Source organism: Citrobacter sp. Cpo030, assembly GCF_030333005.1.
Lineage (GTDB): Bacteria > Pseudomonadota > Gammaproteobacteria > Enterobacterales > Enterobacteriaceae > Citrobacter > Citrobacter portucalensis.
In genome coordinates, this window is the sequence record NZ_JAOWGT010000048.1 from 47761 (window position 1) to 64671 (window position 16911).

The 16911-nt window shown below is 53.2% G+C and carries 15 protein-coding genes; 8 read left to right on the forward strand and 7 right to left on the reverse strand.

All coding sequences use genetic code 11. The annotated features are described in order from the left end of the window. Positions 1-428 precede the first annotated feature (428 nt). Positions 429-1949 carry a methyl-accepting chemotaxis protein gene (locus OGY37_RS06275; protein WP_063941807.1) on the forward strand — a complete coding sequence of 507 codons (1521 nt, stop codon included), beginning with the start codon at positions 429-431 and terminating at the stop codon, positions 1947-1949. 53 nt (positions 1950-2002) lie between these two features. Here the strand turns inward: OGY37_RS06275 and OGY37_RS06280 are convergent, their stop codons facing one another. Continuing rightward, positions 2003-2683: a PadR family transcriptional regulator gene (locus tag OGY37_RS06280; RefSeq protein WP_165612482.1), complete on the reverse strand. Its 681-nt coding sequence runs from the start codon at positions 2681-2683 to the stop codon at positions 2003-2005. 235 nt (positions 2684-2918) lie between these two features. Here OGY37_RS06280 and OGY37_RS06285 point away from each other — a divergent pair, with 235 nt between their 5' ends. Beyond that, complete coding sequence (locus tag OGY37_RS06285; RefSeq protein WP_149281702.1) at positions 2919-3692, forward strand: siderophore-interacting protein; 774 nt, start codon at positions 2919-2921, stop codon at positions 3690-3692. On the opposite strand, the gene OGY37_RS06290 is transcribed toward OGY37_RS06285, so the two are convergent. After that, positions 3693-4541: a helix-turn-helix domain-containing protein gene (locus OGY37_RS06290; RefSeq protein WP_003828520.1), complete on the reverse strand. Its 849-nt coding sequence runs from the start codon at positions 4539-4541 to the stop codon at positions 3693-3695. It abuts the gene before it with no gap. 67 nt (positions 4542-4608) lie between these two features. On the opposite strand from OGY37_RS06290, the gene cfa reads away from it, so the two are divergent. Continuing rightward, entirely contained in the window at positions 4609-5763 is a 1155-nt protein-coding gene (gene cfa, locus OGY37_RS06295; RefSeq protein WP_032934180.1) for a cyclopropane fatty acyl phospholipid synthase, read from the forward strand. Between the two features lie 225 nt (positions 5764-5988). Here the strand turns inward: cfa and OGY37_RS06300 are convergent, their stop codons facing one another. Beyond that, entirely contained in the window at positions 5989-7647 is a 1659-nt protein-coding gene (locus tag OGY37_RS06300) for a glycerone kinase (protein ID WP_286620362.1), read from the reverse strand. Positions 7648-8208: 561 nt separating this feature from the next. Between OGY37_RS06300 and OGY37_RS06305 the strand changes: the two genes are divergently transcribed. Both OGY37_RS06305 and dhaR read left to right on the forward strand, forming a co-directional pair. Beyond that, positions 8209-9306, forward strand: a complete 1098-nt coding sequence (locus OGY37_RS06305; protein ID WP_003024745.1) for a glycerol dehydrogenase — start codon at positions 8209-8211, stop codon at positions 9304-9306. A 90-nt stretch (positions 9307-9396) separates the two neighbouring features. Next, positions 9397-11322, forward strand: coding sequence for a dihydroxyacetone kinase operon transcriptional regulator DhaR (gene dhaR / locus OGY37_RS06310; protein WP_286620364.1), 1926 nt, complete (start codon positions 9397-9399; stop codon positions 11320-11322). On the opposite strand, the gene OGY37_RS06315 is transcribed toward dhaR, so the two are convergent. Genes OGY37_RS06315 through OGY37_RS06330 form a run of 4 tightly spaced genes read right to left on the reverse strand, consistent with a single transcriptional unit; the run spans position 11300 to position 13815 of the window. Further along, a complete protein-coding gene (locus OGY37_RS06315; RefSeq protein ID WP_191236000.1) occupies positions 11300-11830 on the reverse strand; it encodes a cob(I)yrinic acid a,c-diamide adenosyltransferase in 531 nt (176 codons plus the stop codon). The two genes, dhaR and OGY37_RS06315, sit on opposite strands and share 23 nt — an antisense overlap. Further along, positions 11831-12184, reverse strand: coding sequence for a glycerol dehydratase reactivase beta/small subunit family protein (locus OGY37_RS06320; protein ID WP_003828507.1), 354 nt, complete (start codon positions 12182-12184; stop codon positions 11831-11833). 16 nt (positions 12185-12200) lie between these two features. Then, on the reverse strand, positions 12201-13364 hold the full coding sequence (gene dhaT / locus OGY37_RS06325; RefSeq protein WP_003024734.1) for a 1,3-propanediol dehydrogenase: 1164 nt from the start codon (positions 13362-13364) through the stop codon (positions 12201-12203). Positions 13365-13386: 22 nt separating this feature from the next. Continuing rightward, a complete protein-coding gene (locus tag OGY37_RS06330; protein ID WP_003828504.1) occupies positions 13387-13815 on the reverse strand; it encodes a GlcG/HbpS family heme-binding protein in 429 nt (142 codons plus the stop codon). Between the two features lie 392 nt (positions 13816-14207). Between OGY37_RS06330 and OGY37_RS06335 the strand changes: the two genes are divergently transcribed. The 3 genes from OGY37_RS06335 to OGY37_RS06345 are packed head-to-tail and all read left to right on the forward strand — an operon-like array spanning position 14208 to position 16902. Next, the gene (locus tag OGY37_RS06335) at positions 14208-15875 is read left to right on the forward strand and encodes a propanediol/glycerol family dehydratase large subunit (RefSeq protein ID WP_003828502.1); all 1668 of its coding nucleotides are present in this window, start codon (positions 14208-14210) and stop codon (positions 15873-15875) included. Between the two features lie 11 nt (positions 15876-15886). Continuing rightward, positions 15887-16471, forward strand: a complete 585-nt coding sequence (locus OGY37_RS06340; protein ID WP_003828500.1) for a propanediol/glycerol family dehydratase medium subunit — start codon at positions 15887-15889, stop codon at positions 16469-16471. 2 nt (positions 16472-16473) lie between these two features. Continuing rightward, positions 16474-16902, forward strand: coding sequence for a diol dehydratase small subunit (locus OGY37_RS06345; protein WP_003828498.1), 429 nt, complete (start codon positions 16474-16476; stop codon positions 16900-16902). The last annotated feature ends 9 nt before the right edge of the window (positions 16903-16911 follow it).

Genomic DNA, 16911 nt, shown 5'->3' on the forward strand with positions numbered 1-16911 from the left:
TATGCTCCCGGAGCTCGCGTATCACATGATACTGATTTAAGTATTGCAGGGATTGCGCCATTCCGGCGCGCTTAGCAAAAATCGGGATAAACACCAGGAAACATCTCATTTGCGCAACATTTAATGCCGTGATTTAACATTTGCTGGCATTTTGCCCAAGTAAGGAGCCTGAAAACAGATCGAATAAACGTAAATTTGCGCTAAAAATGGGCAAGATTTGCACTGTGACGGTGCGCTGGTAGAAGTGACGTTGAATAGTTACTAGATGAAAGTATTTTAAATCAATGGATTAGAATGCGTACAGATTTTGAGGTTTAATCGCAAATTGCGATCTAAATCAAATTTAACAACTAAAGATAAAAAAATTATCGCCGAAATAACATAAGCCGAAAGAGTTAACAACCAGATAACCTGCACAGGACGCAATCATGTCTTCTCATCCCTACGTTAGTCAGCAAAATACACCGCTGGATGATGATATCACCCTCATGTCTACCACCGATTTACAAAGCTATATCACCCATGCGAACGATACATTTGTCCAGGTCAGTGGCTATCAGCTGAATGAATTGCTCGATAAGCCGCACAATCAGGTTCGTCATCCGGACATGCCAAAAGCGGCGTTTGCGGATATGTGGTACACCCTGAAGCAGGGCGAGCCATGGAGCGGGATTGTGAAAAACCGGCGTAAGAATGGCGATCACTACTGGGTGAGGGCCAATGCGGTGCCGATGGTGCGGGAAGGACGCGTGACCGGGTATATGTCGATTCGTACCCGGGCAACTGACGAGGAAATTGCGGCAGTAGAGCCTTTATATAAAGCGCTGAACGAAGGGCGTTGCAACCGGCGTATTCATAAAGGGCTGGTGGTACGCAAAGGCTGGCTGGGTAAACTGCCGGCGATGCCGATTCGCTGGCGGGTACGCAGCGTGATGGCATTCATGTTTGTCCTGCTAGCGGCCACATTGCAGCAGATGGGCGCCGAATGGCCGTTACTGCTGATGAGCGCGTTGGTGATGGTGCTGGGAACGGCTATTTTCGAATGGCAAATTGTGCGTCCTATTGAGAATGTCACCCGTCAGGCTCTGAAAGTGGCGACCGGTGAGCGGAACAGCGTGTCGCATCTTAACCGTAGTGATGAACTGGGCCTGATGCTACGAGCAGTGGGCCAACTTGGATTAATGTGTCGCTGGCTCATTCACGACGTCTCCAGCCAGGTGAGTTGCGTGCGCAGCGACAGCGAAACGCTGGCGAAAGGCAGCGACGATTTAAACAAGCATACGCAGCAGACTGTCGAGAACGTGCAGGAAACGGTGACCACCATGAATCAGATGGCGGCATCGGTGAAACAAAACTCAGAGACCGCCGCCGCGGCCGATAAGCTCTCTATTGCCGCCAGCAGCGCGGCAACGCACGGCGGTGAGGCAATGGATACCGTCATCAAAACCATGGACGATATCGCCAACAGCACCCAGCGGATCGGCACTATTACGACGCTGATTAACGATATTGCCTTCCAGACTAACATTCTGGCTTTGAACGCCGCTGTTGAAGCCGCGCGGGCGGGCGAGCAGGGGAAAGGGTTCGCCGTGGTGGCGGGAGAAGTGCGTCATCTTGCTAGCCGCAGCGCCAGTGCGGCCAATGATATCCGCAAGCTGATTGATGCCAGCGCTGACAAGGTGCAGTCCGGATCCGACCAGGTTCACGCCGCAGGACGCACGATGGACGATATTGTGGCGCAGGTGCAAAACGTCACTCAACTGATCGCCCAAATCAGCCACTCCACGCTAGAACAGTCAGATGGTCTTTCCAGCCTGACCCGCGCGGTGAATGAGCTGAGCAACATTACGCAGAAAAACGCCGAACTGGTTGAAGAGAGTGCGCAGATTTCCGCGATGGTGAAACATCGCGCTGGTCGTCTGGAAGATGCGGTTACGGTGCTGCATTAATACTAAAAATACAGGCGGAACGTTGGGCATACGGGTTCCGCCTGCTGTGCAGATTAATCCAGCTGAGTAATATCCAGCGCAGCGCGATCGATAATACCGATGATTTTTTTGATCTGCGCATCGCTGGTATCACCATGATTGACGCGTAGATCCAGCACGGCTTTGAAGTTTTCCAGCGCGCGTTTCATCTGTGGATTTTTGCGTAATTCAAAACCCACGCAGCGGGCTTTAATCCGTTCGTGGATATGTTCCAGATGTTCACGGTTTTCATCCAGCCACTGCTGGCCCTGGGTCGTGATCGCAATCTGTTTACGCCCACCTTCCTCGTCGCTGACGGTGATCAGTGCCTGATCCTGCAAGAAATCCAGTGTTGGATAGATAACGCCCGGGCTTGGGGTGTAATTACCCTGGGTCAGGGTTTCAATCGCTTTAATCAGCTCATAGCCGTGGCTGGCGTCGCGGGTCAAGATATCCAGAATCACCAGGCGTAATTCGCCGTGGCCGAAGAACCGCTGACGACGACCACCGCCGCCGCCACGACCGTGGCGATGCCCGCAACCCTGCTCGTGGTGGTGTTCTTTGTTACAGCCTTCATGGCGATGTTCTTCACCTTTGCAGCAACCTGCATGGTGCTCGTTGTGGCGGCCTTCATGGTGATGTCCTTCACCCTTGCAGCAGCCTTCGTGTTGGTGCTCTGTGTGCTTACAGCAACCTTCATGATGGTTTTGCATCATCGTCTCCTGATGTTGTTTAGATATATCTAATTTATATCTAAAAATTATCAGTTTGCAAGTCTACAAAACATATACTGTATAACGTGATGATTATTAAATGTTTTTAAATGGATGTGATAGTCAGGTAATCATAATTTAACTATATCAAAAAATGCTTGCAATATTTTTGATTAGCAATCATTATCATTTAAAAAATCAATTTAGATATATCGTATTATCTTCACAAGGCGAAAAAATGACAAAAAACACCTCACGCTACCCACAGCGCGTTCGCAATGAACTGCGTTTTCGAGAACTTACTGTCCTGCGGGTAGAGCGTATTAGCGCGGGCTTTCAGCGTATTGTACTGGGCGGTGACGCTCTGGACGGTTTTAGCTCACGCGGCTTTGACGACCATACCAAGGTCTTTTTCCCTGAACCGGGCAGCCATTTTGTACCGCCGGTTGTCACCGATGAAGGCATTGTCTGGGCTGACGGCGTACGTCCGTTATCCCGTGACTACACGCCGTTGTATGACGAAACGCGCCATGAGCTGGCACTGGATTTCTATATTCATGACGGCGGCGTGGCAAGTACATGGGCGATGAATGCCCGTGAGGGTGACAAGCTTACGATCGGCGGGCCGCGCGGTTCTTTGGTGGTACCAGAGGACTATGCGTATCAGGTTTACGTGTGTGATGAGTCGGGAATGCCCGCGTTGCGCCGACGCCTGGAGTCGCTCTGCCGTTTGGCGGTACGTCCGCACGTTACGGCGCTGGTTAGCGTGCAGGATGCGGCGTACCAGGACTATTTTGCCCATCTCGACGGATTTACTCTTCAGTGGTTTATCGGCCATGACGAGCAGGCGGTGAATGAACACTTATCGCGGCTAAGCGTGCCCGCAGACGATTATTTCATCTGGATCACCGGCGAAGGCAAGGTGGTCAAAAACCTGAGTGCTCGTTTTGAAACCGAGGCGTTCGATCAGCAACGGGTTCGCGCAGCGGCTTACTGGCATCAACGCCGTTAATCAGTAATTAGAGGGCGGAACGCCAAACGCCTGGCGGAATGCGTAGCTAAATGCCGCGGTGCTTGAATACCCAACGTCGAGTGCCACGGCGGTTACGCTTTTATTTTTCTTCAGCATTAATACCGATTCAAGTATTCGCATTTTTTGCTTCCAGACGCTGAAAGGCAATCCGGTTTCTTTTTTGAAATGGCGTGAAAAGGTACGGGCAGACATACCCAGATGCTGCGCCCAGTATTCAACAGAATGCTCCAGTGCGGGGGATTCTTGTATTGTTCGGCAGACTTTGGTTAATTCGCGATCCTGCGGCCAGGGTAATACAAAAGCGACTTCCGGGAGTTGCAGAATAATATCGACCAGCACACTAACCAGCTTGCCCTCTTTTGACTGACTATCATAATGGCCTGAAATTGAATTCGTGGCGTAATGAATAAACTCTCTGGCGAAATCACTGATAGCCACTACTTTGCATTCATTGATGCTCTCTTCAAGAAAGCCCGGTTTAATATCCAGATTTTCTAAATACACATCATCTAATGCCCAAACCGCATGCTCCGTATTATTTGGGATCCAAATGCCATAATGCGCCGGGATTATCCAGCACTTACCGGCAACATCAATGCGCATGCTGCCTTTGCGGGCGAAATGAAACTGCATAAAAGAGTGTGAATGCTGCGGTACATGGTGGTTGGCTTCCAGGACATATGAGCGAAAGAATACGTCCTGCGGCAGTTCGGTCATGGAGTTATCCGGGAAGGAGTTCCACTGTTTTTGCGCGAGAGTTTCCATAAATGAATCGTCAATGCTCCCGATGGTGTGTCCGCTACTCGATAGATCTTGTCCGCGGATCATAATACATACACTCTTTTTTCCATAATAATCTTGCGTAATAATTTTTAGCCCACTTTTGGTAAATACCATGAACTCGCTTTGTTCAGATGCTGTCATCGTCAATGAAACAAATGATAACTGGACCCGAATGGGAAAAGAGCTGCTTTCGCAAGCGGATATCAGAATTAATGGCTCGCGCGCCTGGGACATTCAACTTCATCATACCGGTTTCTTTAAACGGGTATTGCAACAAGGCTCGTTAGGGCTTGGCGAAAGCTATATGGAAGGCTGGTGGGACTGCGAACGGCTCGATATTCTGTTCTGTAAAATCCTGAGAGCAAAACTCGACCAGCAGATGCCTGGTAATCTGAAAGATATTTTACGCATTGCCAGCGCGCGCCTGTTTAATTTGCAGTCACGTAGCCGTGCATGGATCGTCGGTAAAGAACATTATGATATTGGTAACGATCTCTTTGCACTGATGCTTGATCCGCATATGCAATATTCCTGCGGTTACTGGAAAGACGCGACCACCTTAGACGATGCGCAAAATGCCAAATTAAAAATGATCTGCGAGAAGCTGCAGCTTAAACCGGGTATGCGTTTACTCGATATTGGTTGTGGCTGGGGCGGGCTGGCGGAATATGCGGCGCGTCATTATGGCGTTGCGGTAGAAGGCGTTACCATTTCCAAAGAGCAGCAGAAAATGGCGCAGCAGCGCTGTGAAGGGCTGGACGTTAACATTCTGCTGCAGGATTATCGCGATCTTGATAAACACTACGATCGCATTGTGTCCGTAGGGATGTTTGAACACGTCGGGCCGAAAAACTACGACACCTATTTCAGCATCGCCGACCGTTGTTTAAAACCGGACGGACTGTTCCTGCTGCATACCATTGGTAGCAATAAAAAAGGGATGAGCGTCGATCCGTGGATCAATAAATACATTTTCCCGAACGGCTGCTTACCGGCAATTTCCCATATTGCCGAGGCCAGCGAATCACGGTTTGTGATGGAGGACTGGCATAACTTCGGCAGCGATTATGATAAAACGCTGATGGCCTGGCATGAGCGCTTTAATCAGGCCTGGCCGGAGCTGTCATCACGTTATTCCGCCACCTTCAGAAGAATGTTTAATTATTATTTATGTGCCTGCGCAGGGGCTTTCCGCGCCAGAGATATTGAGCTTTGGCAGGTGCTGTTTAGCCGCGGCGTAGAGGGCGGGATCCGCGTTTATCGTTAACGTTCTGCCGGATGGCGGCGTTACCTTATCCGGCCTACAAGGGTTTGCACTCGCAGGCCTGATAACGCCTTATCCGGCCTACACAGGTTTGCACTCGTAGGCCTGATAAGCGCAGCGCATCAGGCACGGCGCACATTGCCGGATGGCGGCGCAAACACCTTATCCGGCCTACAAAGATTTGTACTCCGTAGGCCTGATAAGCGCAGCGCATCAGGCACTTATGGCTTAGCCCAATTCACTTTCTGCCAGCGCTTTAAATACCATCGCGACGGCGTGCGCGCCGGGGTCCATATTTCCGAGCAGGCTTTCACTGCTCAGATACGATGCGCGACCCGCATTGGCTTTACTCGACAAACAGGTTCGTTCGGCTCCCGCTTGCGCGGCGTCGAATGCGGCCTGCAAATTTTTCGGTTGTGCGAGCAGCGAAGTCAGGGCCGGTTGCAGCGCATCAATCATGGTGCGATCGCCTTCGTCTGCGCCGCCGTAAAACTTCATCTGCGCCAGTCCCGTATTCAGGGCTTCGGCAACGTTAGCTCCCTGTTCCAGTTTCTGCCCTGCGGCAGTAAAGAAAATAGACATCAGCACACCGCTGGAACCGCCCATCACCACGGTCAGACGTTCGCCAATCAGCGCGAACAGCGTGGCAAGGTTATCCAGCGGCAACTGCTGGCGATGCAACAGACCGGCAATTTCCCGCGCGCCTGCGGCAAAGGTTGAACCGGTATCGCCATCGCCGACTTTGGCATCCAGCGCATTAAGATGGGTCTCCAGATCGGAAAGGGTTGTGGTGACAAGCTCCACAATCCCGGCCACCAGGGCGTTCGCCGAAGGCTGGAATTCCACGCGTGCGCTACGCTGAGATGACGGTACACAGCTGATTTCACGCGGTGGGACCGGCGTCGGCCAGTTACTGGTTTCCACCTCGGTGAGCAGCGCTTTTTCGATGCTCTCTTCCAGCACGATGGCCGTCAGTGAAAAGCCTTTCATATCCAGCGCGGTGACCAGTGAGGCCGGGCCAATCAGCCAGTCGATACGCGGATGCAGCGGGCTGCTGGCCAGTTCGCGGGTAATGATGGCCATTTCGGCAACAGAAACGCCGCCAAGATTGTTAATCATCACCGCCAGACGGCCGGTTTCAGGCAGGGCAGCCAGCAGTTTATCCACCATCAGGCTCACCACCTGCGCACTGTTCTGGGTGTCGATAACCGAGGCGCCTGGTTCGCCGTGAATGCCCATACCCAGCTCCGCGTGGCCCAGATGATGACGCGGGGCGGCGTCGGTTTCTTGCGGCAGATGACAGCTGGAAAGCGCAACGCCCAGACTGAAGGTGTTATTGGCCGCGTATTGCGCTTCACGCAGGACGGTGGCGAGGTTGTAGCCGCGTTCGGCAAAATAGCCCGCGATTTTATGCACCAGGATGGTTCCCGCAATGCCGCGCGGGTGTTTGTTATCCGGCAGGGAGATGTCATCGCCGACAATCAGCATTTCAACGTTGTAACCAAGGCGACGGGCTTTCTCGGCAGCGAGACCGAAATTAAGACGGTCACCGGTGTAATTTTTCACGATCAATAAACAGCCCGCCTCACCGGTCACCGCCTGAATGGCGGTCAGTACCGCATCCACGCTCGGGGAGGCGAACACGTCGCCGCAGACGGCAGCGGTTAGCATGCCTTTACCGATAAACCCAACGTGCGCGGGTTCGTGCCCTGAACCGCCGCCGGAAATGACCGCCACGTTATTTTTGTTGAGGTCACGACGGACCACGATGCGAATGGCCGGATCGCTTTCCAGACGCGCCAGGTTATTCCACGGGCTGGCGATAATCGTACCGTCGATGACGTCGCTCACGAGATGGGTACGTTGATTAAAAAAGAATTGAGACATAACGGCTCCTTGAGGTTGAGTGTAAGACAAACCCCCGGAAGCATGGTCATGGTGCGGAGGCGATAGAGAGATTCTGGCGAAGTCAGCGCGGAAAAAAACAACCTTAAAATGAGTTTCATTACGGAACGTTGTTGTTGTTTTTTGTTCCGAAATGAAACTTAAAAGAACGGAGAACAACCACAATGCGAGCTCGCTCGACTTTTTTCTCTCGCGATGAATGCAGCTGACACGGCACTGTCAGCTTTTTTTTGCCGGTTTTTTGGCAAGTGAGTGGGCAAAAGAGAAAGTGAGATTCGTCTGTGCCGGAGATTTGGCGGCAAATGAACGGATCGGGATCGCAAACCTTATATTTTTTATGGTTAAGCGTTCCAATATGGAACATGTGTCGTTTTTATCTGTTTCATATCAGAACAAAAAGACGAAAGATTTTTTTGTGCACGCCTCGCCATACAGTTATTGCATCGCTCCGGTATCTCCCGTTTTCGCCGTCAGCATCAGGCCAAACAGGTTAACGCCAGGGCTCACCATGTAAAAACATGTACTTATTTGAGGATGAAAGGAATGCTAAAAGTTATTCAATCTCCAGCCAAATATCTCCAGGGTCCTGACGCTTCCACCTTGTTTGGTCAATACGCTAAAAATCTGGCGGACAGCTTTTTCGTGATTGCGGATGACTTCGTGATGAAACTGGCGGGAGAGAAAGTACTCAACGGCCTGCACAGCCACGACATTAGCTGCCATGCGGAACGCTTTAACGGTGAATGTAGCCATGTTGAAATTAATCGCCTGATTGCCATTCTGAAACAGCACGGTTGCCGCGGTGTGGTTGGGATTGGCGGTGGGAAAACGCTGGATACCGCCAAAGCGATTGGCTACTACCAGAAGTTGCCGGTGGTGGTGATCCCGACTATCGCGTCTACCGATGCGCCAACCAGCGCGCTGTCTGTTATCTATACCGAAGCCGGTGAGTTTGAAGAGTATCTTATCTACCCGAAAAACCCGGATATGGTGGTGATGGACACTGCAATCATTGCCAAAGCGCCGGTACGTCTGCTGGTGGCCGGGATGGGCGATGCGCTCTCGACCTGGTTTGAAGCGAAAGCCTGTTATGACGCCAGAGCGACCAGCATGGCGGGCGGACAGTCCACCGTGGCGGCGCTGAGCCTGGCGCGCTTGTGCTATGATACCCTGCTGGCGGAAGGCGAGAAGGCACGCTTTGCCGCGCAGGCCGGCGTGGTGACCGATGCGCTGGAGCGTATTGTCGAAGCTAACACTTACCTCAGCGGCATCGGTTTTGAAAGCAGCGGTCTGGCAGGGGCGCATGCGATCCACAACGGCTTTACGATTCTGGAAGAGTGCCACCATTTGTACCACGGTGAAAAAGTCGCCTTTGGTACGCTGGCGCAACTGGTGCTGCAAAACAGCCCGATGGAAGAGATCGAAACCGTGCTGAATTTCTGTCAGAAAGTAGGCCTGCCGGTAACGTTAGCGGAAATGGGCGTGAAAGAAGACGTTGACGGCAAGATCATGGCGGTGGCAAAAGCGACCTGTGCAGAAGGTGAAACCATCCACAATATGCCGTTCCCGGTAACGCCTGAAAGCGTACATGCCGCTATTCTGACGGCAGACCTGCTGGGACAGCAGTGGCTGGCGCGTTAATCAGTCGTCGGTAGGTTTTTATCCGGCATCTTCTCCCCTCTGACAGTCCCTGCCGGAGGGGTTGTCTATGGTTAAACAGCGGAAAGGGATATGACGGCGCACACGCATAGCATCGGGAAGGAAGTCTCTTCAGTCATTGCCCAGTCATGGCATCGTTGCAGCAAGTTTATGCAGCGGGAAACCTGGCAGGCGCCGCATCAGGCACAGGGGCTGACCTTTGAGTCGATTTGTCGTCGCAAGACGGCGCTGCTGACGATTGCTCAGGCTGCGCTGGAAGATGCCTGGGAGTTTATGGACGGCCGACCGTGCGCGCTGCTGATTCTGGATGAATCAGCCTGTATTCTCAGCCGTTGCGGTGATCCGCAGACGGTGGAACAGCTGGCGGAGCTTGGGTTTCTTGACGGCAGCTACTGTGCAGAAAGCATTATTGGCAGCTGTGCGCTTTCTCTGGCGACGATGCCGGGGCAGCCGACAAAAACTTCTGGCGATCAGCACTTTAAACAGGCGCTACATCCGTGGTCGTTCTGCTCTACGCCGGTCTTCGATAATCATGGTCGACTGTTCGGCTCCATCTCGCTGTGTTGTCTGGTGGAACATGAGTGCGTTTCTGATTTATCCCTGACGCTGGCGATTGCCAGAGAAGTCGGCAACTCTTTGCTGACCGACAGCCTGCTGGCTGAATCCAACCGCCATCTGAACCAGATGTACGGGCTGCTGGAGAGTATGGATGATGGTGTGATGGCCTGGAACGAACAGGGCGTATTGCAGTTCCTCAATGCGCGTGCGGCGCTGCTTTTGCATCTCGACGCGCAGGCCAGTCAGGGGAAAAACATTCACGACTTGCTCAATCTCCCCATGCTGCTGCGCCGGGCGATCAAACATGCCCGCGGCCTGAATCACGTCGAAGTTACTTTTGAAAGCCAGCATCAGTTTGTTGATGCCGTCATCACGCTGAAACCGATTGTTGAGGAGCAGGGCAACAGCTTTATCCTGCTGCTGCATCCGGTGGAGCAAATGCGTCAGCTGATGACCAGTCAGCTCGGCAAGGTGAGCCACACCTTTGAGCAGATGTCGACTGACGATCCGGAAACCCGCCGCTTGATCCATTTTGGACGCCAGGCGGCGAGGGGGAGTTTCCCGATCCTGCTGTGCGGGGAAGAGGGGGTTGGTAAGGAACTGCTGAGTCAGGCCATTCACAATGAAAGTGAGCGCGCCAGCGGGCCGTATATCGCCGTGAACTGTCAGCTGTATGCCAACAGCGTGCTGGGGCAGGATTTTATGGGCAGTGCGCCCACCGACGATGAAAATGGTCGGCTGAGCCGTCTTGAACTGGCGAACGGCGGCACGCTGTTTCTGGAAAAAATTGAATATCTGGCGCCGGAGCTGCAATCCGCGCTGTTACAGGTGATCAAGCAGGGGGTACTCACCCGCCTGGATGCCCGTCGGTTGATTCCGGTGGATGTCAAAGTGATCGCCACCACCACGGTTGATCTCGCCAATCTGGTGGAGCAAAACCGCTTTAGCCGTCAGCTGTATTATGCGCTGCACTCTTTTGAGATAGTGATCCCCCCGCTGCGGGCGCGGCGTAACAGTATTCCCTCGCTGATTTATACGCGGCTGAATAGCCTGAAAAAACGCTTTTCATCCAGTCTGAAGATCGACGACGATGCGCTGGCACAACTGGTGGCCTATTCGTGGCCGGGCAATGACTTTGAGCTGAACAGCATTATCGAAAACATCGCCATCAGCAGTGATAACGGCCATATTCGGCTGAGCAATCTACCGGATTATCTGTTTGCCGAACGTCCGGGTCTGGAGACGGCGTCTTCACTGCTGCCAGCCAGCCTGACCTTTACCGCTATCGAAAAAGAGGCGATTATCCATGCTGCCCGCGTCACCAGCGGGCGCGTGCAGGAGATGTCGCAACTGCTGAATATTGGTCGCACCACCCTGTGGCGCAAGATGAAGCAGTACGACATTGATGCCAGCCAGTTTAAGCGCAAGCATCTGGACTAGTTTCTTCAATTCTCGCCATCGAGAACAGCGCGTCTGACAGTCGGTTGATATAGCGTCTGGGTTCATCGCGTAACGTCAGCGTTCTGCTCATCGCGATAAGGACCCGCTCCAGTCGGCGCGCCAGGGTTCGCGCGACGTGTAGCTGTGCCGATGGCAGATTTTTCCCCGGAATAACAAACTCTTTGAGCGGGCCGCTTTGCGCCATATTGCGGTCAATAAGCTGCTCCAGCGCCTGAATATCCTCATCGCCAATAAGCTGTTGTAAGCGAGCGAGTCCTTTCTCATCGCTGGCGAGTTCCGCACCCAGTACAAACAGCATCTTTTGCATGTCGTGCAGATCCTGGCGTAGTTCAGCCTGGTGCGTGCTGGCATAGCAGACGCCAAGCTGGGAAATCAGTTCATCCACCGTGCCATAGGCCTCAACGCGGATGTCGTCTTTGTCGATACGGCTGCCGCCAAACAGCGCGGTCGTGCCTTTATCGCCGGTTCGGGTATAGATGCGGTACATTTAATTTATCTCGCTGAAGGGAAGTACTTTAACCAGTTGACCGGCATTAGCACCGAGGACGCGGAGCTGGGCTGCTCCGGCGCGGATATGCCCACGGATCAGCGCCCGATCTTCGGGCAACTGGGCGTGGGTTAACGCAATATCACCCGTGGCGTTAAGACCCAGACCGACACGTAGCGTTGAGCTTTTGGCCGCAAGTTTGCTCAATGCCAGCGCGCAGTCATGCTCGTCGCAACAGATTGCCCGGCAAGGGACGCCTTGCTCTTCCAGTCCCCAGCACAGCTCATCAAGCACGCGAGTATCCTGCCAGCGTGAGTGATAAAACAGATGTACGCCCGGTGATGAAAGTGACATTGCGCCCCCTGCGTTATCAGAATGCCTGACGGAAGATCTCGGCAATTTCTTTCTCGTTCCCTTTGCGCGGGTTAGAGAAGGCGTTGCCGTCCTTCAGCGCCATTTCCGCCATGTACGGGAAATCGGCTTCTTTGACGCCCAGATCGCGCAAATGCTGCGGAATGCCGATGTCAGCGGAGAGACGGGCAATGGCGTGAATGGCCAGTTCGGCGGCATCCATGGTGGAAAGTCCGTCAGTGTTTTCGCCCATAAATTCTGCGATATCGGCAAATTTCTCCGGGTTAGCGATCAGGTTATAGCGCGCCACGTGCGGGAGCAGTACGGCATTCGCCACGCCGTGTGGCATGTCGTACAGACCGCCAAGCTGATGCGCCATTGCGTGAACGTAGCCGAGGTTGGCGTTGTTGAAAGCCATACCCGCCAGCAGAGAAGCGTAGGCCATGTTCTCGCGAGCTTTCAGGTTGCTGCCCAGCGCTACGGCCTGACGCAAGTTGCGTGCGATCAGGCGAATAGCCTGAATAGCGGCGGCGTCAGTGACCGGGTTAGCATCTTTGGAAATATAGGCTTCTACGGCGTGGGTCAGGGCGTCCATCCCGGTCGCGGCGGTCAGCGGGGCGGGTTTGCCGAGCATCAGCAGCGGATCGTTAATGGAGACCGACGGCAGGTTGCGCCAGCTGACAATCACAAACTTCACTTTGGTTTTGGTATTGGTCAGCACGCAGTGGCGGGTGACTTCGCTGGCGGTACCGGCAGTGGTATTCACCGCAACGATAGGCGGCAGCGGGTTGGTCAGGGTTTCAATCCCGGCATAGCTGTAGAGATCACCTTCGTGAGTCGCCGCGATACCGATGCCTTTACCGCAGTCATGCGGGCTACCGCCGCCAACGGTAACGATGATATCGCAATGCTCTTTGCGAAAAACTTCCAGGCCGTCACGCACGTTGGTGTCTTTTGGGTTGGGTTCAACGCCGTCAAAAACCACCACGTCAATGCCCGCTTCACGTAGATGGGCGAGGGTTTTATCCACCGCACCGTCTTTAATAGCCCGCAGACCTTTATCAGTAACCAGCAGCGCTTTTTTACCGCCTAACAGTTTGCAGCGTTCGCCGACAACGGAAATAGCATTGGGGCCAAAGAAGTTCACATTTGGCACCAGGTAATCAAACATACGATAGCTCATAATATACCTTCTTAGATTTAAATTATAATTCAGAGAAACAATTCAGTGCGGTTTCTGCTAATAATCTGTCTTGTTCGACGGTGCCGCCGCTAACGCCAACGGCACCAATTAATTTACCGTTTAATATGACAGGTAAGCCGCCGCCGAAAATAACAATGCGCTGTTGGTTGGTAAGCTGCAAACCATATAGCGAAGCACCCGGTTGTACCGCGTCGGTAATTTCATGGGTGCCCTGGCGCAGGCAGCAGGCGGTATACGCTTTATTAAGAGAGATATCACAGCTGGTGACAAACGCATCGTCCATGCGTTGCATTAGCAGCGTATTCCCGCCGTGATCCACCACGGAAAAGACCACCGGAACGTTGATCTCAAGCGCTTTAGCCTCAACGGCCTGCGCCATTTTTTTTGCAGCCGCCAGCGTAATGGTGGCAATTTGTTGGCTCTTATTCACAATCTCTCCTGAAAATGTTGTAGGGCTGAGGTCACGAAACATATCGCGCAACAGCTATTTTTATCATTGGCTTTACCTTATTTTCTCGCCGTACGTTATTAAGTCAATAGGACGGAAATTTCAGGAATATCAAATTTATCTTCCCGGTTTTGCGTTTATTGATAATGATCATTTAACCTCGTCACAATTAACGATGGATATTCCTGAATTGCGTTTCAATATGGAACGATGTGTTTTTATTAGGTGCCAAATTGGAACGAAATTAATTTTATTTTTTTATTGCTTGGCTCATTTAGAGTTCGGCCATTGCTGATGAAAGGCGAATGTCGGGTGTTGTGTCCCCGGCAATATGGCCCGGCGTCCCTATTTTTTACCTTTTGAGTCAATAAATCATGAGAAGATCAAAACGATTCGAAGTGCTTGCGAAGCGGCCTGTAAATCAGGATGGGCTGATTGGCGAATGGCCTGAAGAGGGGCTGATTGCCATGGAAAGCCCCTACGATCCGGCGTCGTCGGTGAAGGTGGAAAATGGTCGTATTATTGAGCTGGACGGTAAGAGCCGCGCCGAGTTCGACATGATCGACCGTTTCATTGCCGACTATGCGATTAACGTGGCCGAGGCGGAGCGCGCCATGCAGCTCGATGCGCTGGAGATCGCCAGAATGCTGGTGGATATCCACGTCAGTCGGGAAGAGATTATTGCCATTACCACCGCCATTACCCCGGCGAAAGCGGTGGAAGTGATGGCGCAAATGAACGTGGTGGAGATGATGATGGCGCTGCAAAAAATGCGCGCCAGACGCACGCCTTCCAACCAGTGCCACGTAACTAACCTGAAAGATAACCCGGTACAGATTGCCGCCGATGCTGCTGAAGCGGGGATCCGCGGCTTTTCCGAGCAGGAAACGACGGTCGGGATCGCCCGCTACGCGCCGTTTAACGCCCTGGCGCTGCTGGTGGGTTCCCAGTGCGGTCGTCCCGGTGTGCTGACGCAATGTTCCGTTGAAGAGGCCACCGAGCTGGAGCTGGGCATGCGTGGGCTTACCAGCTACGCCGAAACGGTGTCGGTATATGGCACAGAATCGGTGTTTACCGACGGTGATGACACGCCGTGGTCCAAAGCATTTCTCGCCTCGGCTTATGCGTCGCGTGGCCTGAAGATGCGCTACACCTCCGGCACCGGCTCGGAGGCGCTGATGGGCTATTCCGAAAGTAAATCGATGCTTTATCTGGAGTCGCGCTGCATTTTTATCACTAAAGGTGCGGGCGTACAGGGGCTGCAAAACGGTGCGGTCAGCTGTATCGGCATGACCGGCGCTGTGCCGTCAGGGATCCGCGCGGTGCTGGCGGAAAACCTGATTGCCTCAATGCTCGACCTTGAAGTGGCCTCCGCCAATGACCAAACCTTTTCCCACTCCGATATTCGCCGTACTGCCCGTACCCTGATGCAGATGCTGCCGGGTACCGACTTTATTTTCTCCGGTTACAGCGCGGTACCCAACTACGACAACATGTTTGCCGGATCGAACTTCGACGCTGAAGATTTCGATGATTACAACATTCTGCAACGCGATCTGATGGTTGACGGCGGTCTGCGGCCGGTCACGGAAGAGGAAACCATCGCCATTCGCAATAAGGCCGCACGCGCCATTCAGGCGGTGTTCCGCGAACTGGGCCTGCCGCTGATTAGCGATGAAGAAGTCGAAGCCGCTACTTATGCTCACGGCAGCAAAGATATGCCTGCGCGTAATGTGGTTGAGGATTTGGCTGCCGTGGAAGAGATGATGAAGCGCAATATCACCGGGCTGGATATCGTCGGCGCGTTGAGTTGCAGCGGCTTCGAAGACATCGCCAGCAATATCCTCAACATGCTGAGACAGCGTGTTACCGGTGATTACCTGCAAACGTCGGCCATTCTGGATCGCCAGTTCGACGTCGTCAGCGCCGTCAACGACATCAATGATTATCAGGGACCAGGTACCGGCTATCGCATCAGTGCCGAACGCTGGGCGGAAATTAAAAATATTGCGGGCGTGGTTCAGCCCGGCTCGATCGAATAAGGCGGTACACAGTGGAATGCACAACTGAACGTAAGCCGGTTTTCACCTTACAGGTGAGCGAAGGCGAGGCGGCTAACGCGGATGAACGCGTGGATGAGGTGGTGATTGGCGTCGGCCCGGCCTTTGCTAAGTATCAGCATAAAACCTTGATTGATATGCCGCACAACGCGATTTTGAAAGAGCTGGTTGCAGGCATTGAAGAAGAGGGGTTACATGCGCGGGTAGTGAGGATCCTGCGCACCTCGGATGTTTCTTTTATGGCATGGGATGCGGCAAATCTCAGCGGCTCAGGCATTGGGATTGGTATCCAGTCGAAAGGAACCACGGTGATTCATCAGCGCGATCTGCTGCCGCTAAGTAACCTGGAACTGTTTTCTCAGGCTCCGCTGCTGACGCTGGAAACCTATCGTCAGATTGGTAAAAACGCCGCGCGCTATGCACGTAAAGAGTCGCCTTCGCCGGTGCCAGTGGTCAATGACCAGATGGTGCGCCCTAAATTTATGGCCAAGGCCGCGCTGTTTCATATCAAAGAAACCAAACACGTGGTGCAGGATGCTGCGCCTGTCACGTTGCATATTGCACTGGTAAGGGAATGACCATGAACGACAACATCATGACCGCGCAGGATTATCCATTAGCCACCCGCTGCCCGGAGAAAATCCAGACGCCTACCGGTAAGCCGCTAACCGACATTACCCTTGAGAATGTGCTGGCGGGCCGCGTAGGACCACAGGATGTGCGTATTTCTCAGCAAACGCTGGAGTACCAGGCGCAGATTGCCGAGCAGATGCAGCGTCATGCCGTGGCGCGCAATTTTCGTCGTGCGGCAGAACTGATTGCGATCCCGGATGCCCGCATTCTGGAGATCTACAACGCGCTACGGCCGTTTCGTTCTTCGTTTGCCGAGTTGCAGGCCATTGCCGATGAACTGGAACACACTTGGCACGCCAGGGTGAACGCCGGGTTTGTCCGCGAATCGGCAGAGGTATACCAGCAGAGAAATAAGCTGCGTAAAGGCAGTCAGTGACGGAGGCAG

Coding starts and splice junctions, on each gene's coding strand:
- OGY37_RS06275 (WP_063941807.1), top strand. CDS start 429: ATGTCTTCTCATCCCTACGTTAGTCAGCAAAATACACCGCTGGATGAT.
- OGY37_RS06280 (WP_165612482.1), bottom strand. CDS start 2,683: ATGATGCAAAACCATCATGAAGGTTGCTGTAAGCACACAGAGCACCAA.
- OGY37_RS06285 (WP_149281702.1), top strand. CDS start 2,919: ATGACAAAAAACACCTCACGCTACCCACAGCGCGTTCGCAATGAACTG.
- OGY37_RS06290 (WP_003828520.1), bottom strand. CDS start 4,541: ATGATCCGCGGACAAGATCTATCGAGTAGCGGACACACCATCGGGAGC.
- cfa (WP_032934180.1), top strand. CDS start 4,609: ATGAACTCGCTTTGTTCAGATGCTGTCATCGTCAATGAAACAAATGAT.
- OGY37_RS06300 (WP_286620362.1), bottom strand. CDS start 7,647: ATGTCTCAATTCTTTTTTAATCAACGTACCCATCTCGTGAGCGACGTC.
- OGY37_RS06305 (WP_003024745.1), top strand. CDS start 8,209: ATGCTAAAAGTTATTCAATCTCCAGCCAAATATCTCCAGGGTCCTGAC.
- dhaR (WP_286620364.1), top strand. CDS start 9,397: ATGACGGCGCACACGCATAGCATCGGGAAGGAAGTCTCTTCAGTCATT.
- OGY37_RS06315 (WP_191236000.1), bottom strand. CDS start 11,830: ATGTACCGCATCTATACCCGAACCGGCGATAAAGGCACGACCGCGCTG.
- OGY37_RS06320 (WP_003828507.1), bottom strand. CDS start 12,184: ATGTCACTTTCATCACCGGGCGTACATCTGTTTTATCACTCACGCTGG.
- dhaT (WP_003024734.1), bottom strand. CDS start 13,364: ATGAGCTATCGTATGTTTGATTACCTGGTGCCAAATGTGAACTTCTTT.
- OGY37_RS06335 (WP_003828502.1), top strand. CDS start 14,208: ATGAGAAGATCAAAACGATTCGAAGTGCTTGCGAAGCGGCCTGTAAAT.
- OGY37_RS06345 (WP_003828498.1), top strand. CDS start 16,474: ATGAACGACAACATCATGACCGCGCAGGATTATCCATTAGCCACCCGC.